The organism is Clostridium senegalense (assembly GCF_018916625.1).
Taxonomy (GTDB): Bacteria; Bacillota; Clostridia; order Clostridiales; family Clostridiaceae; genus Clostridium_J; species Clostridium_J senegalense.
Genome location: NZ_JAHLNC010000008.1, coordinates 141,042 through 165,801 on the forward strand (window position 1 = coordinate 141,042; position 24,760 = coordinate 165,801).

The window sequence follows — 24,760 nt, forward strand, 5'->3', positions numbered from 1 at the left end:
CTATTAAACGTTATATCCTCTAGGAGTTATAAATTTATCTCCTTTATAGAAACTTTTTGTGTTTCCTATTATTACAATTGACATCATATCAACCTTTTCATCGGTAAAGTTACCTAATGTATATAGATTAACCTCTTGTCCTTCTCTTAGTGCATGTTTTACAACAGCTATTGGAGTATTTTCTCCTCTAAATTCTTTTATTATTTCTATAGCTTCTTTTAAATAATGTGGTCTTCCGTTACTTTTAGGATTATAAAGAGATATTATAAAGTCTCCTTCTGCTGCAAGTTTTATTCTTTTTTTAATTAAATCATATGGTGTTAGTAAATCACTTAAACTTATATTACAATTATCGTGCATAAGTGGAGCTCCAATTATAGATGCTGCTGAACTTGATGCTGTAACTCCTGGGATTACCTCAACTTCTTGATTTTCTTGAAGTTGTAGTATAAGTCCTGCCATTCCATATATTCCTGAATCTCCAGTACTTATAACTGCAACAGTTTTATTTTTTGCAAGCTCTAATGCTTTTTTGCATCTATCCTCTTCTCCACGCATTCCAGTTGTAAAAACTTCTTTATCTTTCAAAAGTGGCTTTATCATTTCTAAGTATTTAGTATACCCTACAACTATATCTACATCTTCAATTACTTGTTTTGCTTTTAAAGTCATATATTCAAGACCACCTGGCCCAATTCCTACTACATATAATTTTCCCATTACTTTTCCTCCAATTTTTCTCCTATAGAAAGTGTCATTCCTTCTAATTTTAATTTTTCTATTAAAACTCTTGCATTACTTAATTCTACAACAGGTGCAGATACCGCACCTACTCCTATAGTTTTCCTCACAAATTCACTTGTTTCATATTTATTTTCTATTTTTTTCACATCTTCTATTGAGAATATATTTAACTTACAACTTAACCTTTCTTTCAAAGAAAGTATAGCCTTTTCATTTGCTTTAATTTCTACCGTACTTATTTCTTTTATACTTCTTATATCAATATTAAGCTTTTCTAATTCTTTCAAAACATTCTCTTCCATGTTTTTTACATCATAATCTTTTCTACAGCCAATTCCTAAAACTATATCCTTTCTTATAAGTTTTAAAGTTTTTATATTTTCATTTATTCTCATTTTATTCGTTACATATACCATAGCTGAAACTTCGTTTAAATTATCATAATACCCTTTTGGAGCATGTAAAAAATTCTTATCATCATAAAATCCAACTTTTTTTCCCTCAACTAAAGATGCGGCTATATCTTTACATTTTTTCAAACTATCTATTACTAAATTATTTTCCATCGCAAATACATCTGGTGCTATTATATTTAAATTATCTGTTGCTGTTGTTATTACTGCTTCACATTTTAATATATTAGCAACTTTTTCTGTAAGATTATTAGCACCACCTAAATGTCCACTTAAAAGACTTATTGCATATTTACAAGAATTATCAACTACAACTACCGCTGGATCTATATCCTTTGACTTTATAAATGGAGCTATTCCTCTTACTGCAATTCCAGTAGAACTTATAAATATTATATTATTATATTTCCCCATAGCTTCTTTACATGTGTTTTGAAGTCCACTTTTCTTTAATTTTTCTTTTAAACATATGTCTACTTTATAATTTAAAATTTCTAGCTTTTCTTTTAATAATGTTGATGTTGCATCTCCATTTTTAGTTACACTAATTATTAGTGTTTTCATCTTTTGCAACTCTATATTCATGTGAAAAAGTTTTATCATAAAGAAGACTCTTATCATAGTCACAATCTATGAAATCTCCAACTAAAATTTGTGCTGTTTTTGTTATTTGAGCTTCTTTTACCTTCTCCGCTATATCATCTAATGTTCCTGTAACATACTTTTCATCACCCCAAGTTGCTCTTTGAATAACAGCTACTGGTACATTTCTTCCATAACCTTTTCTTAATTTTTCAACAACTTTTTCAATCATTCCTACAGATAAAAATAATGCCATTGATGCTCCAATTCCAGCAAGCCTTTCTAAATCTTCTTTTTCTGGAACAGGTGTTCTTCCTTCCATTCTTGTAAGTATTACTGTTTGTGAAACACTTGGAAGTGTAAATTCTTTTTTTATTGCAGCAGCTGCTGCTGTAAATGAACTTACCCCTGGAACTACTTCATATTTTATATTTAATTTATCAAGTTCATCCATTTGCTCTTTTATCGCTCCATATATTGCAGGATCTCCAGTATGAAGTCTTACAACTTTTTTACCTTCACTATGTGACTTTTTCACTACATCTATAACCTCTTCTAATGTCATAGATGCGGAATTATGTATTTCAACAGTTTCTTTACAATATTTAAAATGATCTTTACTAACTAACGAACCAGCAAATATTATTACATCTGCCTCTTCTATTATCTTTCTACCTTTAACTGTTATTAAATCTGCATCCCCAGGACCTGCTCCTATAAAGTAAAGTTTATTTTCCATTTTCTTACCTCCAAAATTACTATTAATCCTTTTCCTATTTCTAAAATTCACTATCTCTATGTGCTATTATAAGTGACATATAATCTTTATTATTTAAGATTTCTTCTCTTGTATTTAAAATCTTTTCTCCTTCTCTATATGCTCTTTGAACACAAACATAATTAAAGCCTTTTTCATCTAAATAATTCAATACATTTTCTTCTTGATTATAGAATTTCATTATAACAACATATTTTTCATCTTTTATGCACTCTATTCTGCATCCTGGAACTATTAATAGTGGTTCATCACCTATTACAAGTATTTTATCTGCAACTGTTGCACTAGCACAAAATGATGTTATTCCAGGTATTGTTTCTGTTTTATAATTTTGCTCTTTTATGTATTTTAATAAATATATGTACGTACTATATACAAAAGCATCCCCTATAGTCAAAAACGCAACATCTTTTCCATCTTGTAAATATTTTTCTATAGTTTTAAATGCATCAAAAACCTTTTTTTCCTTATCTGGTTTTCCCATTGGGAAATGACTTATAACAACTTCTTGATTTTCTTTTATAAAATTTTTACAAGTCTCATATGCTATGCTTACCCCACCATTCATAGCACTTGGAGCTATTATCACATCACATTTTTCTATAGTTCTTATTGCTTTTAATGTTAAAAGTTCTTCTCCACCTGGTCCAACACCTATCCCATATAAAGTTCCTAATTTACTCATTTCCCATTCTCCTTTAATTACATTTTTTAATAATTTAATTTCATTCAGTAAGTAATACATCAAATCACTTATTTATTTCATATGCTTCATTTATTTTTTACTGTTTTTCCCCTACAACTATAAATATTGGGTTGTTTGCCATAAGCATCATAGATTTTCCTTTAGCTTTTGCTACAGTTATTTGAGATACATCAACTTTATAATTTAAATTTTTTAAAGTTTCAACAGCCTTATATAAATTAGCTACTGTTATAAAATTTAATACTATTTTCTTATTTGGTTTAAGCATATTGCCATAAAGTTCTATAATTTTATCTATATTTCCACCACTTCCACCTATAAAAATACCATCGAAAGTTCCCTCTATATAATCTAAAGCCTCTAATGCTTCTTTCTCTATTAACATCATATTTTCAACATTAAATTTCCTAATATTCTCTTTAGTTGTTTCTATGGCATCTTTATTCATTTCCACGGAAATAACTTGTCCTTTATTGCAAATTTTACTCATTTGTATAGAAACTGAGCCTGTACCTGCTCCTATATCTAAAACTCTATAATTTTCTTCGAGTTCCAGTTTAGTCACACTTAAAACCCTTACTTCCTCTTTTGTCATTGGACAATTTCCACGAATGAACTCTTCATCTTTTATAAATTTCATTATTATTCACCACCATATATCTCTATAATAATTTTAAATTTTCTCTACATATATTATGGAAATTCCATTAAATTCTACATTTATGAATTCTTTTGGTTCACCTTGAAAAATTTGTTCATCTTCATATGATAAATTTTTCCCTATATATACTTTACTTTTAAAATTATTTTCATATAGTAATCTACATAACTTTTTAGGTGAATTATTTTTATCTGTAAGAAATATTCCTGATCCTTTTTCTTCTATAGTTGCTAAAAATTCTTCTTCTCTGCCATGTAGGCTTCCTAAATGAACCCCATTCCAACATTTACAAAGTTTGGACATAAAATACTGAAATGAACTTATTCCTGGTATTACTCGTATTTCTCCATTAAAATTTTTCTTTATATAGTTTGTTATTCCATAAAAGCAAGGATCTCCTGATGCAATTATTGATATTTCTTTTTCTTTATTTTTATCAATATATTCTAGTATGGAATTTAAACTATTTAATGGCATTTTTTCTTTTTTTATATGATTAATACTTTCAATAGCTCTACTAAACCCTAATATAACATCACATTTTTCCATAGTTTGGGTTGCTATTGGCAATATATAATTTTTATTTCCTGGTCCAAGACCAACTATATAAACCATACTCTACTCCCTACTTTCTTTTAAGGAACTAAATAATACTCCTCTTTTCATAGAATACATTATTGCATCTACTTTAACATCACCATATGTATACATTTCCATTCGTTTTATAACTTTATTCACTATATTTTCATATAAACTTTCAAAACCATCACCTAAAAATTCAACAGCACCTTCTGTGGTTTTTTCATTATATACATTAGTTACTAATTCTTTATCATATCCCATAAGAGCTAGCTCTAAAGCTAAAGTCTCTAGCCTTACATCACATACTCTACTATGTGTATTAAATGCACCACTAGCAATTTTGCATAATTTGCCTATATGACCTACTATTGTTACTTTCTTAATTTTTTTAGCTACAACAGTTTCTAAAGCCTTTCCAACATAGTTAGACATAATAACCATATCCTTAGTACTTAAATTAAACTTTTTAGCAAAATCTTCCCCCATATTACCAAATAATAATATAAGTTCACTGCTTCCACTTTCAACCTTTTGATTTATCTCTAACTTTACTGATTCAATAAGGGCATCTTCCGACATAGGCATTACTATTCCTGTAGTCCCTAGAACAGATATTCCCCCAACTATATTCAATCTTGGATTAAAAGTTTTCTTTGCTATTTCTTCTCCTTTAGGTATAAATATGGTTATCTCAACTCCAACATTTTCTGGAAGTACCGCTTTTACTTCTTTTTCTATCATAGTTCTTGGTACAGGATTTATTGCCGGTTCTCCTTTTTTTATATAAAGCCCTTCTCCCATTACCTTTCCTACACCTTTTCCACCTTTTAGTTTATATCCATGTTCTTTTTTAGTTGCTCTTGCAAAAATTTTAATTCCATTGGTAACATCTATATCATCTCCACCATCTTTGATTACAGAACACTCAACAAAATCGTTTCCAAATTTTACATCATGAATATCTAATGAAAGCTTAATTCCCTTTGGAGTTATTATCTCTATATTATTAACAATTTGTCTTTCTATATCATAAAGCATCTTAGTTGCTGCTTTAGCTGCCGCTGTAGCACAAGATCCGGTAGTATATCCACACCTTAACTTTTTACCATTTGCTTCTACGTATAAATCTAACATAATATTCCTTCTATCTTTCAACCATCATATACATTATTGCATTCATAATTGAAGCGGCTACTGCACTTCCACCTTTTCTTCCTCTAATAGTTATATAAGGTATATCATATTTTTCTAAAAGTTCCTTACTTTCTTTAGCTCCTACAAATCCAACTGGTGCACCTACAACAAACTTTGGTTTTACTTTTCCTGCATCAACAAGTTCTAAAAGTTTAAATATAGCTGTTGGTGCATTTCCAAATACAAAGAATTCTACACCTTCTTCTACAGCTTTCTCTACACCTGCCATTGAACGTGTTATTCCTTTTTCTTTTGCCTCTAATTTAACATCTTCTCTAGCTACAAAACATTCTACGTTACAATTCAATTTTTTTAATGCAGGCTTACTTATTCCTGATAATGCCATATTAGTATCTGTATAAATCATCTTTCCTTCTTTTAATATTGATTTAGCTTTATTTATAGCATCCTCACTAAAATGTATTATATTTTGATAATCAAAATCTGCTGTCGTATGTATAACTCTTTTTACTACTTTTAATTGTTCTTCTGTAAAATTATGTGGAGCCATTTCCTCTCCAATTATCTCAAAACTTTTTTCTTCTATTCCCATAGGACTTTTCACGTAATCTCTCATAATCTATATTCCTCACTTCACCTAATTTTTTAATAAACTTTATATTTTTAATATAATTTATTTGTTAATTATCATTTTCCATTAAAAAATTCAAAAAATCCATATTAGAAAAGAAATGTGTATGACAGTAACCTGCTAAAGTATTCTTTTTTAAATATCCACAAGTCCATTTTTTTATTTTTCCATCAAATCCACTTTTGGTAACATTATAAACTGTTTTTTCATTTAAACTAACTTTTGATTTATGAAACTCATGTCCGTTTATAGATTTTTTCAAGCCATCTATTTCATTAGTGCAATATCCAAAATTTTGAAGTCTTGTTGTCATTTCAGTTTTTCCTTTAAAGAAACCAACCATTTCATAGTAATTCCCATTTAAATCTTCTATTCCTTCAGTAAGATACATAAGTCCGCCACATTCTGCATAACATTTTAAACCTTTTTCTAATGCATCTTTTATAGAATTTCTCATAGTGATATTGTCACAAAGTTCTTTTCCAAAAACTTCAGGATACCCTCCACCTATATATAAAAAATCTATATTTTGTGGTAACCTCTTATCCTTCAATGGACTAAAATATATTATGTTTCCACACTCCTGTAATAGCTCCAAATTTTCTCTATAATAAAAACTAAAGGCTTCATCTTTTGCTACTGCTATGTTAAAGTTCCTATTTTTTACATGATATTTATCATCATATATATTACACTGCTTTAAATCAGCTATAAGGCTATTTATATTTACATTTTCTAATATATGGTTACTACATTTATCAATTTTATAATCTATATCATCAGTTTCGCTACATTGTACTAAACCTAAATGTCTAGATTCTAAAGTTAACTCTTTATCTTTTGGAATATATCCATAAACTTTTATTTTACAATGATTTTCTATTATTGTTTTTAAAAGATTATAATACCCTGGCGCTATATTATTTAAAATTACACCTTTTATGTTAGTGTTTTTAATAAACTCATCTTTATAATTTAAAATACCTTGTATTTCTGCTGCTAAGGTAGCACTTTGAGCTTTTGGACTTAAAATTAAAATTATCGGTAAGTCTAAAACTTTAGCTACATGCGCTGTGGAAAATTCACTATTTATTCCTTTACCATCATAAAGCCCCATAACGCCTTCAACTATAGCAACATCTCCAGTACCTCTAGAAAAAGAAGCTTTTACACCTTCTTCACCCATTAAAAACAAATCCAAATTTCTACTTGGTTTTTTCGTTATGTGCTTGTGAAAAGCCGAATCAATATAATCTGGTCCTACTTTATATCCTTGAACATCATAACCTTTTTTCATTAGTGCTTTCATTATTCCAAGTGTAGTGGTAGTTTTTCCACCACCACTACAATTAGAAGCTACTACTATACCTTTCATAAGACTCACACTCACTAATTTTCATTTAGCCATTGAGAAGCTTGAATTGCATAATATGTTATTATCAGTTTTGCACCTGCTCTCTTTATAGAAGTTAACATTTCAAGGGCTGCTGCTCTTTCATCTAATAGTCCATTTTCACTTGCACATTTTATCATTGCATATTCACCACTTACATTGTATGCAGCTATTGGAATATTAAAAGTATCGTATGCTGCCTTTACTACATCTAAATAAATCATCGCTGGTTTAACCATTATAATATCAGCACCTTCTATTATATCTGCTTCTATTTCTCTTAACGCTTCACGACCATTTGCTGGATCCATTTGATAAGTTTTTCTATCACCAAATTGAGGTGATGAATTAGCTGCTGCTCTAAATGGTCCATACATTGCTGAACAATATTTAGCACTATATGCCATTATTGAAACGTAATCAAATCCATTAGCATCTAAAATATCTCTTATAGAACCAATTCTTCCATCCATCATATCAGAAGGCGCTACCATATCTGCTCCTGCTTTTGCATGAGATAAAGCTATTTTAGAAATAATTTCTACTGATTTGTCATTAACTACTCTTTCACCTTCTACAATTCCACAATGTCCATGGCTTGTATATTGGCACATACATACATCAGTAATTACAAATAAATTTTTATCTAGTTCTTTTATTTTTCTAACTGCTCTTTGAACAATTCCATTCTCCTCAAAAGCAGAAGTTCCAACCTCATCTTTATGATTTGGAATTCCAAAAACTATAACACCTCTTATTTTAGCTTTTTTTACTTCTTCAATTATTTCTGGTAATCTATCTAAAGACCAATGATAATTTCCTTTTAATGATGAAATCTCTTCTTTTATATTTTCACCTTCAACTGCAAATATAGGGAATATAAAATCATTTGTATTTAAGATAGTTTCTCTAACCATTGATCTTATTGCATCATTTTCTCTTAATCTTCTTAACCCTGTTAACATTTAAACCACTCCTTATGCTTTTATATAATATACTTTCTTCTTGTTAAACTTATAATATTTTAAAATCTTATTTCTTATATATTTCTATAAGTTTATCTATCATTCCATCATTACTACTCTTGTCACAAACAATATGTTCTATATTGTTTTTATTAAGTTCTATTGAAGTTATAGGTCCTATAGATAATACAGTCTTATTTTTTATTTCCTCAATACTTACAAGTTCTATCATATTAATTACGGTACTAGGACTTGTAAATACTACAACATCACAGTCTTTAAATCTATTTAGTCCAACAGCATCTCCAAGTTCTGGTTCATATATATGACACTCATCTACTATACATCCTTTACTTTCTAATGCTTCTACTAAAAATGTTCTTGCTTTTTTAGATCTTGGAAGAAGTATTTTGTCATTTTCTTTTATAAACTCCTTCATATGTTCAAAAAGATTTTCTGCAACATATTCTTTAGCACACAAAATTGGAACTACTCCAAATTTTCTTATAGCTTTATCACTAGCTGGTCCAATAGTTATAAATTTTGCTTTTATATTTCTTATATCTAATTCTTTTTCTATTAAATATTCAAAGAAAATATTCGCTGCATTTGCACTTGTTATTACTATGTAATCATAGTGACTTAATTTTTCTATGTATGGAGTTAATTTTTCACTAGTTGGTTTAATTTTTATTGAATTTATTTCTGTTACTTCTCCACCTAAATCAACAAGTCTCTCTCTTATTTCTCTACTTTGCTCTTTAGTTCTTGTTATACAAATATTCTTTCCAAACAATGGTTTTTTTTCAAACCAATTAAGCTGATCATGAAATTTAACAACATCACCAACAACAATTATACTTGGATTTGCAAGACCATTTTCTAAAGCCCTCTCTTTTATGTTTTCTAATGTTCCTACTGCCTTCTTTTGTTTTGATGTTGTCCCCCTCATAACTACAGCACATGGAGTGTTTTTATCCATTCCATTTTCAATTAGGTTATTAGTAATTAAACTTAATTTTTCAAATCCCATCATAAATATCAATGTACCTTTTAACCTAGATATAACAGGGAAATCTAAATCCATATTATCTTTACTTTTTGCAGTAAATATATGAAATCCTCTTGCAACCCCCCTATGAGTAACAGGAATCCCACCATAGTTTAAAACAGATATTGGTGATGTTACACCAGGAACTACCTCAAATTCTATATCTTCTTCTAAAAGTCTAAGTGCTTCTTCTCCACCACGGCCAAATATATATGGATCTCCACCTTTTACTCTTCCTACTGTATGACCTTGTTTAGCCAGTGATACTATCATATCATTTATCTCTTCTTGTGTTTTATAGTGACATCCAGGCTCTTTTCCACAATAATAAATTTCTGCATCACTATTTACATACTTCAAAAAGCTTTCCCCACAAAGTCTATCATACATTATTGCACTACAATTTTTTAAAACATTTACAGCTCTTAATGTTATAAGTTCTTCATGTCCAGGCCCTGCACCAATTAAATATACTTTACTCATTGTTTCTCCTCCTATTATTAAGATAGGACTTTCTATCTGTCTTCTAAAATTAATTTTGCTAGTTCTTCACCAAGTTTTATATTATCTTCTATATTGCCTTCTACTTCTTTTTTTACTAATTTTTCATTAACCTCATATACACCTATGACTTTTAATTTACGATCATAAATTTTTGCATATGCACCTATTGTTGAATGACAATCTCCTTTTAGTGCTTTCATAAAGCTTCTTTCTGCATCAACACAAATTCTTACGTTCTCATCATTTAAAGAAGTAAATACTTCTTTATTATCTAAATTCTTAGCTATCTCTATGGCTAAAGCTCCTTGTGCTACAGCTGGTACCATATCATTTGGATCAAAATAATCCGTTATTATACTTTCCATTCCTAATCTTTTAAGTCCTGCAGCTGCTAATATAATACCGTCCAAATTCTCTTTTTCTATTTTTTCTATTCTTGTTTGAACATTTCCCCTTATAGGAACTATATCAATATCTGGTCTTAATATCTTTAATTGAGTTGCCCTTCTTTTGCTACTAGTTCCAACTCTAGCTCCTGTTTTTAAATCTTTAAATTTAACACCTTTTAAAGACACAAAAGCATCTCTAACATCTTCACGACATGGTGTAGCTGCTATTTCAAACCCTTCTGGTAATTCATAAGGCATGTCCTTCATGCTATGTACTGCTGCATCTGCAAGTCTTTCAATCATTAAAACTTCTAATTCTTTTATAAATAAACCCTTTCCCCCTATTTTATCTAAAGTTACATCTAATCTTCTGTCACCTAAAGTATCAGTTAGCACTTTTTCACTTTTTATCCCATGTTTTTTTTCTAAAAGCTCCATTACATACTCTGTTTGCACCTGTGCCAATTTACTTTTTCTTGTTGCTAATTTCAAGGTTATTACCTCCATAAAATAAATTTAAAATTTCTTCTCCATATCCTTTATTGAAAAAATATAAAAAGTCCTTTGAAGCTATAAAATTCATAACTTCCTTTTTCTTGTCTATATTTTTTATAGAATTTCTCACTTTTACAGTAAATTCTATATAATTGTCATACTCCGTCAAATTTTCTTTTAATACATTTTTCATAAATAAAGTTGTTTTAGGACTTTTTCCTTTAGTTTGAAGGGCAAAAGTCATGTTTTCTGTTTCACCTATAACTGGCATCGTACAAAGACTTTTACTAACTTCTGTAGTATCTATATAAAACTTAAAGTTATTTTCACAATCATTTCTTATTTTGTCATTTAACTTTTTATCGCCAGTAGCTATAACTACTATATGAGCCTTATTTATTAACTCATCATTATATTCTTCATAACTTAGTTCAAATCTTTCTTTGCTATTGTAATTTATAATATCTTGACAAAACTCTCTAGATACTACTTTTACACTAGCACCTTTCTCTGTAAAAGATTTCAGTTTTATAAAACCTGCCTTACCTCCACCTATTATTAATACCTTTAAGTTATTTGTTTTAAGTGACAAATATGCTACATTACCTTTCAACAACATCACCTTATTTTTTGTAATTTATAAACTATTCATAGCTTCCAATAGCCTTAAATTTAATTCTCTATCTTTTATTGCAACTCTCACAAATTCTTCATTTAAGCCTTTATAATTATCACATTTTCTAATTATTATTCCTTTTTTCTTTAATTTTTCATAAAATTTATGACAATTTATATCTTTTAATTTAAGCAATATGTAGTTTCCATAAGTATTATACACCGTATTTACAAATTTTGCTTTATCTAGTTCTTCTAACATTAACTGTCTTTCTACTTTTATCCAATTTATAGATTCTAATATATATTTTTCATCTTTTAAACCATATTTAACTGCTACTTCAGCAAAACAGTTTATATTCCATGGATTTTGCATAAGGTTAAAGTAATCTATGATTCTTTCATTTGTAGTCAATGCAAAACCAAATCTCACTCCTGGTAGACCATAAAATTTTGTTATAGCACGTATAATTACTAAACATTTATACTTATTAATTAAATCTACAAAACTTAAATTTAAATTTAATGTAAATTCAATAAATGCCTCATCTATTAAAATTATTTTATTATTTAATTCACAGTAATTTAAAATAGTCTTAAATTTTTCTTTATCAATTATGCATCCATTAGGATTATTCGGATTACCTATTATTAATCCCTCACTACCTTTTACCTTATTTAATATATCATCATAATCATATGTGAAATCTTCTTTTAAATATGAATACTTTATATCTAAACCGTGTTTTATTGCATTATCTTCATATTCAACAAATGATGGAACTACTATTGTTATAGATTTTAAAGCTCCTATAGCTAAATCTAAAATTTCTGATGCTCCATTTCCTAATAATACATTATCATGTGTAACTTTAATTTCTCTTTTTTCCATACCAAAATACTCATATGATTCATTCACATAATCTATTAGGTTGTCTTTTAAAATTCTATATTTTATATCTGGATATACATTAAGCATATCTACTGCTTCATTAATATTGTTTACAATTGAATTTGGAACCCCTAAAGGATTTATATTAGAACTAAAATCTATTAATTTTTTTCCCTTTAATATTCCATCACTATATATGTCTCCTCCATGTTTCAAAAGTAACACCTCACCTTTGCCAATTTATCATTAGTTTGTTAAATTAAAATTCCATAATTATTAAAGCTAAAATCATTATTAAAACAAATAAAATCTCACTTGTATACATAAGTTTAACTGATTTTTTTATATGTTTATAATCTAATTTTGTTATATCATCACCGATAGTCGGTTTATAAGTGACTTGCCCAAAATACACATTTGTTCCACCTAATTGAATTTTTAAGGCCCCTGCTGTAGCAGCTTCTGGATATGCACAATTGGGACTTTTATGATTTTTTCTATCTCTTATCATTATTTTGAAACTTTCTGTTATACTTCCATTTACTACAAAAGCAGATAAACACATAAGTATGCCTGTTATTCTAGCCGGAATATAATTAAATATATCATCTACATTAGCAGGGAAAAAACCTATATTTTTATATTTTTCATTTAAATATCCTACCATAGAATCCATTGTATTTACGCCTTTATACATCATTGCAAGCGGCGCCCCTCCAATAAGTGCATAAAATATAGGTGCTATTATTCCATCAGATGCATTTTCAGCAACAGTTTCTACATCTGCTCTTATTATCTCATGGGAAGATAGTTCCTTTGTATCTCTACCAACTATGTAAGAAAGTTTTAACCTGGCATCTTCTATATCCTCTTTTTTTAATGAATTATATACTTCCATTGCTGCATTATCTAAGCTTTTAGCTGCAATAGTTGTCCAGATTATTATTACATTCAATATGTGAAAAATAACTTTATTTATAAGTGCAAATCTTAATAATATGTATGGTATACAGTAAGTCAACATACAAACTATAACTACCATTAACGCTCCTGCTCTTTTTAATTTATAATTATTTTCAAATTTATTTCTAAGTTTCTTTTCAATAATGCTTATAAGTTTTCCTATATAAATTATTGGGTGTGGAATCCAATTTGGATCTCCTAATATAAAATCTATAATCATAGCTATAAATATATATATAATATTTTGTTTCAAATCAAAATTAAACATATTTTCACCTCCCTATAAAAATAATTTAATGTAATTCTCTTAGGTTAATTAAGAATTAAGATTAACCCTTACAACTCATTTTTTGATGATTCTAAATGTTTTGTTTAATATCCATTAATATATTTAAAATTCATAACATACAAGTAATAATTTCTTAATTCTTAATTCCTAAGTACTGGTTATTTTAATTTAAGAATACGTTTAAATAGCATATTCTTTAAAAGCAGTTTAAAATGAGTAATCAGTTGCTACTTTTTTAAACCAACTATTTCGTATACTTTATCCATATCTAAAGAACTTCTTACTAAATCAGCTAGTCTGTCAAGCTCTTTTTCTCTAAGATTTTCATATGGTTGTGCTTTCTTGTATTCTATACCTTTTTTACTTCTTAATTCATTAATTATAACTTCTCTAAAATCTATATTATCAAATACTCCATGAAGATAAGTTCCTATTACAGTTCTTTCTTTATTAATAACCCCATCAATATGATCACACTTGTTACCATTTTCTTTTGTTATTCTAAATAATGGATCTGCATTTTCACCTAATTCTGATACTCCCATATGAATTTCATATCCATAAACATTTATATCTTCTTTTGTTGTATTAAATAAATCTTTATTGATTACAGTTCCTTCTACCCTAGTAGTTACTTTCTTATTTTCAAAAACTGTTTCAATATCTAAAAGACCTAATCCTTCTGTTTCTAAATTATTACTTTCAACTCTATATGGATCTTTTATTTTTTTGCCTAGCATTTGGTATCCACCACATATACCGATAACATTTCCTTCTTTACTATATTCTTTTATTTTGTCAAATAATCCGCTTGCTTTTAGCACATTTAAATCCTCTATGGTATTTTTTGTACCTGGTATAATTAACAAATCAGGATTTTTAAATTCTTCTAAAGATGTTATATATCTAACGGAAACATCTTCTTCAATTTTAAGTGCATCTAAATCAGTAAAATTAGATACTCTTGGAAGTTTTATAACTGCTATATCTATTTTATCTGTAATATTTTTATTTAATTCTACTGCACCATCTTCATCTTCTAAAGCTAATGTAAAATGTGGGACAACCCCCAAACATTGTTTTTTAGATATATCTTCAAGCATATCTATTCCTGGTTTCAATATATCTACGTCACCTCTAAATTTATTAATTACAGTTCCTTTAACTCTTTCTTTTTCATTATCTTCTAAAAGCATTAATGTTCCTACTAAAGATGCAAACACTCCACCTTTATCAATATCTCCAACTAAGATTACAGGAGCATCTACAAGCTCTGCCATGCCCATATTAACTATATCTCTGTCTCTTAAGTTAATCTCTGCTGGACTTCCTGCACCTTCCATAACAATTATGTCAAACTTTTTTTCTAATTCATCAAATTTATCTTTTAACATATCTCTAAATTTCAATTTAAGATTATGATATTCCATAGCAGAGCTATTTCCATAAACTTCACCATTAACAATTATTTGACATTTTTGATCACTAGTTGGTTTTAACAAAATAGGATTCATATATGCTTCTGGTTCTAATCCTGATGCATACGCTTGAAGTACTTGCGCTCTCCCCATTTCTTTTCCATCTAATGTTATGTACGAGTTTAAAGACATATTCTGTGCCTTGTAAGGACATACCTTATACCCATCTTGAGTAAATATCCTACAAAGTGCTGTAACTAAAATACTTTTTCCAACAGAAGACGCAGTTCCTTGTACCATTATTTTTGCCATCTTAAAACACCCTTTCCAACTACAATTATTTCTAAAATCAAAATATAATATATAGTTCCAATTAATTGAAAAAACTATAATTTATAATTTAAATTTCATATTGAATTTTCTTAAAAATCACAAAATAAAAATAGATGCACCTGAAAGGGTGCATCTATTTGTTATAAATAAACTATTTGAAATTTAAACAAAATAAATAGTCCTTTCCCTCCGAAAGCTTTTTAAAATTAGGCAGGTCTCCTGGCTCATGAATCATCCTTCTCTTTGCCTTCCCCTCTTATTTTTAAAAAAGTGGCAATTTTAAAGAGTTGTCATCAATTACAGTAGCGGGGGCTGCTGTGGAATTTAACCACATTCCCTTTTCACTTATTCTAAGCACCTAACTTGTTCTATATTCTTTTTAAATTAAATTACCTGTAAATTTTTCATCAGTTATTTTCGACTTATTTCAATTATGATTATAAAATTAAACAAACTCTATGTCAAGTTTTATCAAAAATTAATGAACTTTGGTATATTTCATTAATTTTAGAAATATATCAACATTCAATATATCACCAATAAAATTATTAACGATTTTAAATATAATCTATAAAATTAACTTCTTAATTTATGCATTTAAAATTTAAATATAAAAAAAGTTATATAATATTAAAATTTGACTTTAATTTAAGAATATATTATGGAGTAAATCTTTATATAGTTTACAAATAAGTTATAATTTAATTAAATAATTTAATTTAAAAAGTTGTTTTTAAAAAGAAAGTAATCCATTTAAAAACAACTTTATCATTATAATTATTTATATAATTTTTAGTTCTTTTATTATATTTCCATCTAATTTTTTTATATAAAAAATACCTTTATCTAAAATTCCATAACTATTAGGACTATCTTTTTTAGGATATGTTATTGAACCTGGATTCAATATATATATACCATTTTCTTTTTTTGCTACGGGTACATGGGTATGTCCATATACCATCACATCACCATCACATATATTAGGATGTTTTTCTTCATCATAAATATGTCCATGGGTTAGAAAAAACCTTTTATCACCATATAAAATGGTGCTATAATCCATCATGCATGGATATTCAAGCAACATTTGATCCACATCTGCATCACAATTTCCTCTTACACCTATTATTCTGTTGCTATAATTATTAAGTAGCTTTGCAACTTCTTTAGGATTGTATTCCTCTGGCAATGGATTTCTTGGTCCGTGGTATAAAACATCTCCTAATATTATTATATAATCAGCATTTTCTTTTATAAAAGCATCAATTGCTAATTTACAATATTTAAGAGATCCATGAATATCAGATATAAAAAATAACTTCATAAATATTTTGTTTAGCACCCTAGTTATAATTATAAAACTATATCAACTAAACAAAACACCTCACTTTCTTTAGTTTATTACTTCTTTATTATAATAGTTATTACTTTATTGCTCTACCATTTTATTAAAATTTTCTTTTGTCATTCTAAATAATACTTCTTTACCTTTTTCTTCAAGAACTTCAAATTTCCAAGTTTTAAGAGCTTCTATTCCATTTTCATTAGCAACAGTGTCAAAAATAACCTCACCACCATAGCTATTAAAATAATATTCTAATAATAGCATAACTGCTTCATTCCCATAATTATTGCCTCTATATTTATTTTCAACTTTAACATTTAAATCAGCGGTTTTAGTGTTTCTGTCATATCCGTGAAAACTCACTTCCCCAACTGGTGTGTTTTCCATATTATATATTAAACAATAAAAATTCTTGCCATTTCCAGGGTCAACCATTCTTTTGTACCAATTTTCCCATTTATATTCACTATAATGAATTGCGCCTCCTACATCTCTCATTGTATCTTCATCACTCCAAAGTTTTTTTATATAATCAATTTCTTCAAAGTCAGGCTTTCTTATATAAACTAAATTACCTCTTTTTATAAATTTATCCATAAGAATGTCCCCCTTATTTATTTTTTTAAGATGATATATTAATACTATATATAATTTTAAGAACTATATATAAATAGCTTTTCTTATAAATGAATGCATTTTCTATATATCACCCAAAACCTATGATATTAACTAATATCATTCTTTTATATATTATAACTTATTTATATATTATCAAACTTTTCATTTTAACGCTAATATTTTAAATATTTTTAATTTTAAACATAAAACAAAAAAATTTAAAGGGCTTTCGCCCTTTAAAAAAATTACTGTTTCGTTTCATTTTCTTTTATAAAATCATCTAAACTTTTTTCTTCTTTATCTTTTATAAGCAAAGCAATAGTTTCCTTCATCACTTTGTCTTTCTCTTCTTCTGTGTTCTCATTATCAATTGGTAATTTTTCTATATATAATTCATATTCCCATATATTAGGATTTTTTTCATCTTTTTCTGTAACTTTATAAAAATCTTTTTCCTTATACTTAATTTCTTCTATGACTATATTTTTTTCATCTTTAATCCAATTTAATTTATTTATTTTTTCTAAAGATCCACTAATCTCTTTTCTATTTTTTAAATACTCAATTTTATTTTTTTCAATATTTTCTTTTTCCTTTAATAAATCAGAATCATCTTTATTTAGTAAAAAACCTTTTTCTAGTTCAACTAAAGCATTTTCTATATCACCTAAAGATAATAATTCATTACATTTCTTTAATGACCATTCTTTAGATTTAGCACTCATTTTTTCAGCCATAGTTTGAGCTTCATTATACTGTTTATAATTTGAAGTTACTTTTTCAAACTCCTCTTTTGCTTTTACAAAGTCTTTCTTATCATAAGCTTCTAATCCATTTTTATAATGATTATAATCCTCCACATAAGATTGCATTTTAGTATACTCTTCTTTGACTTTTTCTGACTTTTCAGAATAAAATTCAAAATAGCTTAACTCTTTACTAGCATCATCAATATGACTATTTTCAATAGAATCGTTTTCTAAATTATATTTGAATGCATCTAATTGGTCTAATATGTATACATCAACTTTCTCCTTATGAGATTGTTTTTTTATATCAATATAAATACCATGTGCACTTTCTTCATTTCTTTCTGTAAAATATTTTTTGAAATCGTTAAAGTTCTTTATAAATTCCTTCTCATTATAGTAGATTTGTCCTATAAATATAATTGCAATAATTAATAATATTGTTAAAGCAATAGACGTTTTTGATTGCTTCTTTAGCTTTTCCTTAAAAAAATCCATATATATCCTCCTAATTAATACATATATTAACATTTTATATTCTTTTACTATCAAATTAATCCTATATTATTATAATGATATATTATTCAATTGTAAAATTAGCTAATTTTACAATTCATCTTAATAGTCTTTATTTTTTAATTATACATGTTTTTTTCTTGATTTGTCGTAATTTTGTATTTTTTTTAATTATAATCTTTCAAAATTGTTTTTATTGTGTTATAATTTGCTTGTACAATTTTAAATTTAATACTTTTTATGGTACTTTTAATAGTTTAATAGGGAAAGTGGTGTAAGCCCACTACAGCCCCCGCTACTGTAACGGAGACGAATTTTAACCACTGAAGCTTTGTGCTTTGGGAAGGTAAAAGGAGATTGACCCGTAAGTCAGGAGACCTGCCGTAAATCTAATCACAAACCTTCGGGCGGAAGGAAAGTGTTGTTTATATAAGATATTTATGTATTTTTTTGATTATAAACTCACTTTTGTGAGTTTTTTTATTGCCTATATTTAGGTAAATATAAAACTTTAGTACAATATAATAAAATTTAATATAGTAATATTAAATAATAATTAATATATTTACACATTTACTTTATTTATAAGTATATAATACTAAAGTATTGTTATTTTAAAACTTAAATATTTTGTTCTTGTAATTAGGAGATGGTTTATACATGGTTAGGTTAATAGGGTTAAATAAAGATGTAACTTTAGATGTTCGTAGTAGATTTAGTATTAATTCTTCAGATTTAGAGAGTAACTTATTAAAACTTAAAAGTTTTCTTGATGAAGTTATTATAATCTCTACTTGTAATAGAACAGAAGTATATTTTTCTTCTCAAGAAAATAATAATGATTTATTAGTTAAAAAAATTTTTTTAACTTTAAATTGGGATATTAATGATATGAAATATACTTTTATTTCTACAGGAGAAAATGCTGTAAGGCATATCATGGAATTATGTTGTGGATTTCATTCTAAGATATTAGGGGAAGATCAAATATTAGGTCAAGTTAAAGATGGATACTTTAAGTCTTTAGAGCTTAATGTTATAAAAGGTCCACTTGAAAGATTATTTATTAATGCCATTGGATGTGGAAAAGAATTCAAAACAGAAACTATGCTTTACAAAATTCCTGTTTCTTCTTCTTCCATTGCAATAAAAGAAGCTATAAATAAGCAAAAACGTATTTTTATGATTATAGGTTTTGGCGATGTAGGTAAATTATGTTTTAAAAACTTACTTGTCAATGATAATAATTTTGATAAGTTATATATAGCTTGTAGGGATATAGAAAAAGTTAAAAATGATGACTTAATTAAAAATTCTAATGATAAAGTTGAGATAATTCATGTAAACGATAAAAATAAATACTTACATAAAATTGACGTACTTATAAGTTGTACTTCGTCAAAGAATTTTATAATTGAAAAAAATGATGTTGAGGACATAGAAAATCTTTTAATTTTTGATTTAGCTGTACCTAGAGATGTTTGTAGTTCTATAGATAATTTACTTAATATAACTGTTTATGACATAGATAAAATTCATACTATAGATGCTGAAAATAAAAAATTAAGAAAAACTTTAATGGAAGAACATTATTACATAGTAAAAAAATACATGTATGAGTATTTAGAATGGGTTAAGCTTAGATCCCTATCTCCTCATATTATGAAAATGATAAAAAAAAGCAACATAATATATAGCACCAGATTTAAAACATACACTCAAAAAAAATTTACAAAGGATAATGATAAGTTAGTGGAAACACTTATCAAAAGTACTAGCAATGCATACGTTAATAGGGCTATTGAAGTTTTAAAAGAAGAAACTTTAAATGGTAAAGGCAAAGAAGCATTATCAATTATTGAAAAGATTTTTTGCGATATTTAATAAACATTGCATATAACTTAAGGAGGTTTTATTTATGAATTTAGAAAAAAGTAATCAAATTTTTAAAGAATCAGAAAAGTACATACCTGGCGGTGTAAATAGTCCTGTTAGAGCATTAAAAGATATGGGAATTACCCCTCCAGTAATTAAAAGTGGTAATGGCGCAACAATAACTGATGAAGATGGAAATACATATATTGATTTTATTGGTGCTTGGGGACCTATGATTCTTGGTCATAACGATGAAGATATAGTTAATTCTATAAAAACATGTTGTAGTGAATCTATAGCTTTTGGTGCACCAACTAACTTAGAATTAAAGCTTGCAAAACATCTATGTGAAACACTAGACAATATAGATTTAATAAGAATGGTTAATTCCGGAACAGAAGCCACTATGAGCGCTGTTAAATTAGCACGTGGCTATACTGGAAAAAATAAAATCATAAAATTTGCTGGATGTTATCATGGTCATTTTGATGGATTCCTTGTAAGTGCAGGTTCTGGCGTTATGACTGAAGGTATACCTGGAAGTGCAGGAGTTCCTCAAGAAAGTATAAAAAATACATTAATAGCTAATTACAACAGTATTGAAAGTATAACAGAAATTTTCAAAAAGTATGGACACGATATAGCTGGGGTTATTATAGAACCTGTTGCTGGAAATATGGGTGTTATAAAAGCATCTAATGAGTTTATGAAAAAACTTGAAAGTCTTTGTAAAGAATATGGAGCACTTTTAATTTTTGATGAAGTTATGTGTGGATTCAGAGTTGCATATAAAGGTGCGCAAACATTATTTGATGTAACTCCTGATATAGTTTGCTATGCAAAAATAATGGGTGGTGGACTTCCATGTGGTGCTTATGGTGGAAAAAGAGAGATAATGGAAAAACTATCACCAGTAGGTCCTGTTTATCAAGCTGGAACTATGTCTGGAAATCCAGTAGTTATGGCAGCAGGTCTTTCAGCAGTAACAAAACTTTATAATCACCCTGAATACTATACACATCTTGAAAGACTAGGCTCAAAATTAGAAAATGGTATGCTTAAAATTGCAAAAGAAAAAGGTATACCTATGACAATAAATAGATGTGGTGCAATGATGACTATATTCTTTACTGATATAGCTCAGGTAACTAATTATGATGATGCCAAAACTTGTGATACTAAATTATTTTCAAAATTTTATCTTTACTTATTAAAAAACGGAATATACATTGCTCCATCTCAATTTGAAGCTTTATTCTTATCTGTAAAACATACGGATGAGCATATTGATAAATTCTTAGATGTATTTAAAAATTTTGAATTTTAAAAGTAATATTTAACTAATGTTTATTTTTAGTAGGGAACTATTAGGTTATTTTTAACTTAAAGTCCATTCCCTCGTAGTTCCCCTACTTTTTTTATATACATATATTTGTACTCGAAATAATTTGAGAATGATTTTAATTATCATATCTTAAAGTAAAATTTGTTCTTTATTGATGAAAATTTAAACTATAATTAATTTTTTTAATTTTTCCAATCAACAAAATCAATTATAAAGGTTTATTATTAAAAATATTATAAAATTTATTATTAAAATATGGAGGGATTTTTTATGAGAAAAAAACATACTTTACTTTTAGCACTATTTTTATGCTTATTTATACCATATACAGCTTCTGCAATGCATATAGCTGAAGGATTTTTAAGTCCTGGTTGGTGCATTACTTATTTTGTACTTTGTATACCTTTTATTATTATAGGTATAAAACAAATTAAAACTAAGACAAGCACTAACAAAGATTTAAAAATGCTTTTAGCTTTAGTTGCGGCTTTTTGCTTTGTTATATCAGCATTAAAATTACCATCTGTTTCAGGTAGTAGTTCACATGCTACAGGAACAGCTTTAGGTGCACTTATTTTTGGACCATTTGCTATGAGTGTTGTTGGATCTCTAGTTCTTTTATTTCAAGCACTTTTACTTGCTCATGGTGGACTAACAACTCTAGGAGCTAATGTTTTTTCAATGGGTATAGTAGGACCATTTGTTTCATTCTTTATATACAAGATTTTTAAGAATTCAAATAAAAAAGTTGCTATATTTTTAGCCGCATTTTTAGGTGATTTATCAACTTATTTAATAACATCTATACAAATGGCTCTTGCTCATTCTGGCAGCGGAAGTGTAATAGCTGCATTTGGAAAATTCTTTGCAATATTTGCAGTGACTCAAGTTCCACTTGCTATTGTTGAAGGAATATTTACTGTTATAATATTTGAGTTTATTGAAAAACACTCAAAAGAGGAATTACATACATTGGAGGAAATGATATAAGATGAAAAAGAAAAATATTATTATCTTAATAATTTTAAGTGCATTTCTTATAATTGCACCACTAGCTTATTATGGTTCTACAAGTGAATTTGTAGGTGGAGATGATCAAATGGAAGAAGTTATAGCTGAAATTGATGGTGATTATGAACCTTGGTTTAGCCATATCTGGGAACCACCATCTGGAGAAATAGAAACGCTATTATTCTGTTTACAAGCAGCTATAGGAGCAGGTTTTATTGGCTATTATGTAGGTAGAAAGACTCAATGCTCAAAACAATCATAGCTTATTCAAAAATAAGCAAAGAAAGTCATAGGCATCCCTTGGAAAAGTTATGCCTATGCATTTTTCCTATGATTATTCTAGGATTTGTACATAAACCTCTTCCACTTATATTAAACATATTTATTTTTTTAATTCTTCACATAAAAGCTAATAATCCTAAAGACATAGTATTAAAATTCAATATAGGTATATTATCCTTTTCACTATTATCTTCAATAACATTGTTATTTGTTTATAATTTTAATTACATACTTGTAATTATTTTAAAAGGTGTTTCAGGTGGTATGTGCATATCTTATTTAACACTTACAACACCACTTGATCATATACTTTCTTTAGTATCCAAAATAACTCCATTACAAGATATTTGCGATATAGCTAAATCAATGGAGCTTTACATATTATTAATTAACGATGAAGCTTCAAGTATCTATAATGCAATGAGTTGTAGACATGGATTTCATAGCTTTAAAAGTAAAATTAAAAATATGTCTAAACTAGCAGGGCTTTTATTTTTAAATACACTTAAACGCTGGCCAGAAATTCAGGATGGATTATACAATCGTTGTTATGCAGGACGTCATTATTATGCTCAATGTACATCTAAATTATCTTATAAGTTTATGCTTATGATGTTTATGTATAATATCATATTATTGGCTTTATGTTTTATCTAATTTAATATAAATAAAAAAGTAAAACTTAAATAAATTATTTTCACTTTACTTAAGTTTTGCTTTTTTACTTATGTTCTTTCATAATAACATTAAATTTTCTAGCTATCACTTTGAATCTAATTATAATTTTTTATCTATCATTGTCATAGATTTTTATTTTTTGCAAATGATATACATATATAATAAAAATTTTATTACATATGTTATACTAAGGAGTGATTTCATGAACACTAGAAATAATAATGATTTTGTCAATGAATTAAATGATTTTTTAAAAGGATTATATATGGGCATAGATTCCTTTGATAGTTATATTAAAAAGGCAGAAAATTTAGATGTAAAACATGCTTTTTTAAACATACAAGATGATTATAAAACCCAAGCCCAATGGTTTAGTAATAAAATACAAAGTATTGGTGGAACACCCTCATACTCTGTTGGTATTATCGGTAAAGCTTCTGAACTATTTAATGAATTTAAAAATGAAATTACAATTCATTCAACACAAGATCTGTTAGAAGAAGTATATAATGCTTGTAATCTTGGATATACAATGACTGAAAAACATTTTAATGAATGTAATTCTCTTGATAAAGATACTATAAATAAAATTAATTCCATGTTAATAGACTATAAAAACCATCTTGACATTATAAAATCATTATCTACTGGAAACTATTAATTTAATTATACATCTACATAAATACAATCAAAACATATGAAGGAATATTGTATAAAAATCATACAATATTCCTTCATATGTTATTCATATGTTCCTATATTTCATGTTAACCATTTAA

Annotated in this window: 25 protein-coding genes and 2 riboswitches; of the genes, 6 read left to right on the top strand and 19 right to left on the bottom strand. The window is 27.4% G+C overall.

Going from position 1 to position 24,760, the window contains the following annotated elements; translation table 11 throughout:
• Positions 1–3 precede the first annotated feature (3 nt).
• The 19 genes from cobJ to KQI36_RS13815 form a co-directional block, all read right to left on the bottom strand.
• Positions 4–720 carry a precorrin-3B C(17)-methyltransferase gene (gene cobJ, locus KQI36_RS13725; RefSeq protein ID WP_216451349.1) on the bottom strand — a complete coding sequence of 239 codons (717 nt, stop codon included), beginning with the start codon at positions 718–720 and terminating at the stop codon, positions 4–6.
• A complete protein-coding gene (gene cbiG, locus KQI36_RS13730; RefSeq protein ID WP_244991595.1) occupies positions 720–1,721 on the bottom strand; it encodes a cobalt-precorrin 5A hydrolase in 1,002 nt (333 codons plus the stop codon). Before cbiG ends, cobJ begins: the two co-directional genes overlap by 1 nt.
• Positions 1,702–2,478 (bottom strand): precorrin-4 C(11)-methyltransferase, encoded by a 777-nt coding sequence (cobM, locus tag KQI36_RS13735; RefSeq protein ID WP_216451351.1) that lies wholly within the window; start codon positions 2,476–2,478, stop codon positions 1,702–1,704. The genes cbiG and cobM overlap by 20 nt, the downstream gene beginning before the upstream one ends.
• A 40-nt stretch (positions 2,479–2,518) precedes the next feature.
• A complete protein-coding gene (locus KQI36_RS13740) occupies positions 2,519–3,202 on the bottom strand; it encodes a cobalt-factor II C(20)-methyltransferase (RefSeq protein WP_216451352.1) in 684 nt (227 codons plus the stop codon).
• 97 nt (positions 3,203–3,299) lie between these two features.
• A complete protein-coding gene (gene cbiT, locus KQI36_RS13745) occupies positions 3,300–3,863 on the bottom strand; it encodes a precorrin-6Y C5,15-methyltransferase (decarboxylating) subunit CbiT (protein WP_216451353.1) in 564 nt (187 codons plus the stop codon).
• Between the two features lie 33 nt (positions 3,864–3,896).
• Complete coding sequence (gene cbiE, locus KQI36_RS13750) at positions 3,897–4,499, bottom strand: precorrin-6y C5,15-methyltransferase (decarboxylating) subunit CbiE (RefSeq protein WP_216451354.1); 603 nt, start codon at positions 4,497–4,499, stop codon at positions 3,897–3,899.
• A 3-nt stretch (positions 4,500–4,502) separates the two neighbouring features.
• On the bottom strand, positions 4,503–5,600 hold the full coding sequence (cbiD, locus tag KQI36_RS13755) for a cobalt-precorrin-5B (C(1))-methyltransferase CbiD (RefSeq protein WP_216451355.1): 1,098 nt from the start codon (positions 5,598–5,600) through the stop codon (positions 4,503–4,505).
• 10 nt (positions 5,601–5,610) lie between these two features.
• Positions 5,611–6,237, bottom strand: a complete 627-nt coding sequence (locus tag KQI36_RS13760; RefSeq protein ID WP_010296461.1) for a precorrin-8X methylmutase — start codon at positions 6,235–6,237, stop codon at positions 5,611–5,613.
• A gap of 64 nt (positions 6,238–6,301) precedes the next feature.
• Positions 6,302–7,627 (bottom strand): cobyrinic acid a,c-diamide synthase CobB, encoded by a 1,326-nt coding sequence (locus tag KQI36_RS13765; RefSeq protein ID WP_216451356.1) that lies wholly within the window; start codon positions 7,625–7,627, stop codon positions 6,302–6,304.
• A gap of 14 nt (positions 7,628–7,641) precedes the next feature.
• On the bottom strand, positions 7,642–8,610 hold the full coding sequence (hemB, locus tag KQI36_RS13770) for a porphobilinogen synthase (protein ID WP_216451357.1): 969 nt from the start codon (positions 8,608–8,610) through the stop codon (positions 7,642–7,644).
• Between the two features lie 67 nt (positions 8,611–8,677).
• Positions 8,678–10,144 (bottom strand): uroporphyrinogen-III C-methyltransferase, encoded by a 1,467-nt coding sequence (gene cobA, locus KQI36_RS13775; RefSeq protein ID WP_216451358.1) that lies wholly within the window; start codon positions 10,142–10,144, stop codon positions 8,678–8,680.
• A gap of 32 nt (positions 10,145–10,176) precedes the next feature.
• Positions 10,177–11,052, bottom strand: coding sequence for a hydroxymethylbilane synthase (gene hemC / locus KQI36_RS13780; RefSeq protein ID WP_425321730.1), 876 nt, complete (start codon positions 11,050–11,052; stop codon positions 10,177–10,179).
• Complete coding sequence (locus KQI36_RS13785) at positions 11,021–11,662, bottom strand: NAD(P)-dependent oxidoreductase (protein WP_216451360.1); 642 nt, start codon at positions 11,660–11,662, stop codon at positions 11,021–11,023. The genes hemC and KQI36_RS13785 overlap by 32 nt, the downstream gene beginning before the upstream one ends.
• Positions 11,663–11,686: 24 nt before the next feature.
• Complete coding sequence (locus KQI36_RS13790) at positions 11,687–12,772, bottom strand: pyridoxal phosphate-dependent aminotransferase (RefSeq protein WP_216451361.1); 1,086 nt, start codon at positions 12,770–12,772, stop codon at positions 11,687–11,689.
• Between the two features lie 43 nt (positions 12,773–12,815).
• On the bottom strand, positions 12,816–13,787 hold the full coding sequence (gene cbiB / locus KQI36_RS13795; RefSeq protein ID WP_216451362.1) for an adenosylcobinamide-phosphate synthase CbiB: 972 nt from the start codon (positions 13,785–13,787) through the stop codon (positions 12,816–12,818).
• 248 nt (positions 13,788–14,035) lie between these two features.
• A complete protein-coding gene (locus tag KQI36_RS13800) occupies positions 14,036–15,538 on the bottom strand; it encodes a cobyric acid synthase (RefSeq protein ID WP_216451363.1) in 1,503 nt (500 codons plus the stop codon).
• Between the two features lie 213 nt (positions 15,539–15,751).
• Positions 15,752–15,936: riboswitch (cobalamin riboswitch) on the bottom strand.
• A gap of 404 nt (positions 15,937–16,340) precedes the next feature.
• Entirely contained in the window at positions 16,341–16,886 is a 546-nt protein-coding gene (yfcE, locus tag KQI36_RS13805; protein ID WP_216451364.1) for a phosphodiesterase, read from the bottom strand.
• A 105-nt stretch (positions 16,887–16,991) separates the two neighbouring features.
• Positions 16,992–17,504: a GNAT family N-acetyltransferase gene (locus KQI36_RS13810; RefSeq protein ID WP_010296479.1), complete on the bottom strand. Its 513-nt coding sequence runs from the start codon at positions 17,502–17,504 to the stop codon at positions 16,992–16,994.
• 266 nt (positions 17,505–17,770) lie between these two features.
• The gene (locus KQI36_RS13815; RefSeq protein WP_216451365.1) at positions 17,771–18,772 is read right to left on the bottom strand and encodes a hypothetical protein; all 1,002 of its coding nucleotides are present in this window, start codon (positions 18,770–18,772) and stop codon (positions 17,771–17,773) included.
• A gap of 242 nt (positions 18,773–19,014) precedes the next feature.
• Positions 19,015–19,190: riboswitch (cobalamin riboswitch) on the top strand.
• A gap of 260 nt (positions 19,191–19,450) precedes the next feature.
• On the opposite strand from KQI36_RS13815, the gene hemA reads away from it, so the two are divergent.
• The 6 genes from hemA to KQI36_RS13845 all read left to right on the top strand — a co-directional run bounded on the left by hemA (position 19,451) and on the right by KQI36_RS13845 (position 24,642).
• Positions 19,451–20,674: a glutamyl-tRNA reductase gene (hemA, locus tag KQI36_RS13820; RefSeq protein ID WP_216451366.1), complete on the top strand. Its 1,224-nt coding sequence runs from the start codon at positions 19,451–19,453 to the stop codon at positions 20,672–20,674.
• A 34-nt stretch (positions 20,675–20,708) separates the two neighbouring features.
• Entirely contained in the window at positions 20,709–21,992 is a 1,284-nt protein-coding gene (gene hemL, locus KQI36_RS13825; protein ID WP_010296484.1) for a glutamate-1-semialdehyde 2,1-aminomutase, read from the top strand.
• Between the two features lie 288 nt (positions 21,993–22,280).
• A complete protein-coding gene (locus KQI36_RS13830) occupies positions 22,281–23,000 on the top strand; it encodes an energy-coupling factor ABC transporter permease (RefSeq protein ID WP_010296485.1) in 720 nt (239 codons plus the stop codon).
• Position 23,001: 1 nt separating this feature from the next.
• On the top strand, positions 23,002–23,283 hold the full coding sequence (locus KQI36_RS13835; RefSeq protein ID WP_010296487.1) for an energy-coupling factor ABC transporter substrate-binding protein: 282 nt from the start codon (positions 23,002–23,004) through the stop codon (positions 23,281–23,283).
• Positions 23,265–23,960 carry a CbiQ family ECF transporter T component gene (locus KQI36_RS13840; RefSeq protein WP_216451367.1) on the top strand — a complete coding sequence of 232 codons (696 nt, stop codon included), beginning with the start codon at positions 23,265–23,267 and terminating at the stop codon, positions 23,958–23,960. Before KQI36_RS13835 ends, KQI36_RS13840 begins: the two co-directional genes overlap by 19 nt.
• Before the next feature lie 223 nt (positions 23,961–24,183).
• Entirely contained in the window at positions 24,184–24,642 is a 459-nt protein-coding gene (locus KQI36_RS13845; protein ID WP_216451368.1) for a DUF2383 domain-containing protein, read from the top strand.
• Positions 24,643–24,760: the final 118 nt, after the last annotated feature.

Bases quoted from the DNA above. Each gene is read 5' to 3' on its own strand.
- KQI36_RS13765 (WP_216451356.1), bottom strand. From the start codon at position 7,627: ATGAAAGGTATAGTAGTAGCTTCTAATTGTAGTGGTGGTGGAAAAACT.
- KQI36_RS13840 (WP_216451367.1), top strand. From the start codon at position 23,265: ATGCTCAAAACAATCATAGCTTATTCAAAAATAAGCAAAGAAAGTCAT.
- cobA (WP_216451358.1), bottom strand. From the start codon at position 10,144: ATGAGTAAAGTATATTTAATTGGTGCAGGGCCTGGACATGAAGAACTT.
- hemL (WP_010296484.1), top strand. From the start codon at position 20,709: ATGAATTTAGAAAAAAGTAATCAAATTTTTAAAGAATCAGAAAAGTAC.
- KQI36_RS13760 (WP_010296461.1), bottom strand. From the start codon at position 6,237: ATGAGAGATTACGTGAAAAGTCCTATGGGAATAGAAGAAAAAAGTTTT.
- cobM (WP_216451351.1), bottom strand. From the start codon at position 2,478: ATGGAAAATAAACTTTACTTTATAGGAGCAGGTCCTGGGGATGCAGAT.
- hemA (WP_216451366.1), top strand. From the start codon at position 19,451: ATGGTTAGGTTAATAGGGTTAAATAAAGATGTAACTTTAGATGTTCGT.
- KQI36_RS13800 (WP_216451363.1), bottom strand. From the start codon at position 15,538: ATGGCAAAAATAATGGTACAAGGAACTGCGTCTTCTGTTGGAAAAAGT.
- cbiE (WP_216451354.1), bottom strand. From the start codon at position 4,499: ATGGTTTATATAGTTGGTCTTGGACCAGGAAATAAAAATTATATATTG.
- cobJ (WP_216451349.1), bottom strand. From the start codon at position 720: ATGGGAAAATTATATGTAGTAGGAATTGGGCCAGGTGGTCTTGAATAT.
- yfcE (WP_216451364.1), bottom strand. From the start codon at position 16,886: ATGAAGTTATTTTTTATATCTGATATTCATGGATCTCTTAAATATTGT.
- KQI36_RS13845 (WP_216451368.1), top strand. From the start codon at position 24,184: ATGAACACTAGAAATAATAATGATTTTGTCAATGAATTAAATGATTTT.
- cbiT (WP_216451353.1), bottom strand. From the start codon at position 3,863: ATGAAATTTATAAAAGATGAAGAGTTCATTCGTGGAAATTGTCCAATG.
- KQI36_RS13830 (WP_010296485.1), top strand. From the start codon at position 22,281: ATGAGAAAAAAACATACTTTACTTTTAGCACTATTTTTATGCTTATTT.
- hemB (WP_216451357.1), bottom strand. From the start codon at position 8,610: ATGTTAACAGGGTTAAGAAGATTAAGAGAAAATGATGCAATAAGATCA.
- cbiD (WP_216451355.1), bottom strand. From the start codon at position 5,600: ATGTTAGATTTATACGTAGAAGCAAATGGTAAAAAGTTAAGGTGTGGA.
- cbiB (WP_216451362.1), bottom strand. From the start codon at position 13,787: ATGTTTAATTTTGATTTGAAACAAAATATTATATATATATTTATAGCT.
- KQI36_RS13740 (WP_216451352.1), bottom strand. From the start codon at position 3,202: ATGAGTAAATTAGGAACTTTATATGGGATAGGTGTTGGACCAGGTGGA.
- KQI36_RS13835 (WP_010296487.1), top strand. From the start codon at position 23,002: ATGAAAAAGAAAAATATTATTATCTTAATAATTTTAAGTGCATTTCTT.
- KQI36_RS13810 (WP_010296479.1), bottom strand. From the start codon at position 17,504: ATGGATAAATTTATAAAAAGAGGTAATTTAGTTTATATAAGAAAGCCT.
- KQI36_RS13815 (WP_216451365.1), bottom strand. From the start codon at position 18,772: ATGGATTTTTTTAAGGAAAAGCTAAAGAAGCAATCAAAAACGTCTATT.
- cbiG (WP_244991595.1), bottom strand. From the start codon at position 1,721: ATGAAAACACTAATAATTAGTGTAACTAAAAATGGAGATGCAACATCA.